Consider the following 1241-nt stretch of genomic DNA (forward strand, 5'->3'; position numbering starts at 1 on the left):
CCCCCCAGGGGGCTCGGAGGGGCTCACGCCCGGTCATCGGTGTCTACCTCTCGCGCCACAGCGCGTCGTCTTCCCACGCCCGGAGGCGCTGGTCGAGCGCCCACCAGGCGAGCCAGAGCGACTCAGGTACGCCGCGAGGAGCAGCGGGAGCAGACTCAAGAGCAGGGCGAGCAGCAGCCATGCGGCGATCAGTGCGTACAGCACCATTCCAGCGTTGCTCCACGACGCCAATGGCCACCGCCCCGTTCCGGCCGATGTGCACGCTGACCCGGACCGTGACCGGTTCTCGTTCGGTGTTCACGCGTGAGCCTCCCGAGCTCTCCCCGAGCTTCGACTTGAGGCCCAGTCGCCGGAGGGAGCTCGGGGGACACCGCCGGCGACCGGGGGATTAGGTGCGCCGGCTCTTGAGGATCGACCACGTCGGCGCGAACTGCCGCGTGATGACCGGGGCGCTCAGGCCGGGGGTGGCCCCGCCCGGGCGGTGCCAGACGCGCTGGGACATCGGCGTCACGATGGTCGTCCCGAGCAGGGGCATGGCCGTGGCCATGGCCGAGGCGACGACGCTCGAGGGCGCTGCGGGGTTGCCCGTGCTCCCCGTCTCCGTGAAGCCCGGCACGAACATGCGGCCCTGCAGGCGGCGGCCACCGATGAACGAGGCCGTGCCGTACCGCACAAGGCCCTGCGTGAAGAGTGGCAGCGCGTCGCCGGAGCCCGAGAAGACGATGGCGGCCGGGGCGGAGGCCGCGTACTGGTTCACGAGGGCCCCCGTCGTCTCCTCGATCTCGTCAACGACGAGGTTGGGCGACCACTGCGACCCGGAGGCCAGGGTCCCGGCCAGGGAGTTGAAGAACGCCCGAACACGAGCCTGCGCCTCCGTCGCCAGGGCAACGCCCGTGCCTCCGGCGCTGTCCCAGTAGGTCGTGATCAGCGCCGGGGTGCTCTGCCCGAGGACCTGAAAGGTGGAGCGGGCTCGCAGGAAGGTGGCCATCTCGCCCTCACAAGATCAGATCGGAGCTCGCTTCGCTCGCGCTGCGCTATGCAGGGGGTCCGGCGCGAGAGCCTCAGGCTACCGACGAGGTCGGACATTGTGTATCGGGCAAACGGAGGAGCCCCCCCGTAGCCCCCCAGGGGGCTCGGAGGGGCTCACGCCCGGTCATCGGTGTCTACCTCTCGCGCCACAGCGCGTCGTCTTCCCACGCCCGGAGGCGCTGGTCGAGCGCCCACCAGGCGAGCCAGAGCGA

The 1241-nt window shown here is 71.1% G+C and carries 1 protein-coding gene; it reads right to left on the reverse strand.

What is annotated here, in order from left to right; all coding sequences use genetic code 11:
* Positions 1-388 precede the first annotated feature (388 nt).
* On the reverse strand, positions 389-988 hold the full coding sequence (locus tag EBB56_RS21765) for a hypothetical protein (RefSeq protein WP_124805337.1): 600 nt from the start codon (positions 986-988) through the stop codon (positions 389-391).
* Positions 989-1241: the final 253 nt, after the last annotated feature.

Origin of the sequence: Halomonas sp. YLB-10, from assembly GCF_003856855.1 — a bacterium.
Classification (GTDB): Bacteria; Pseudomonadota; Gammaproteobacteria; order Pseudomonadales; family Halomonadaceae; genus Halomonas; species Halomonas litopenaei.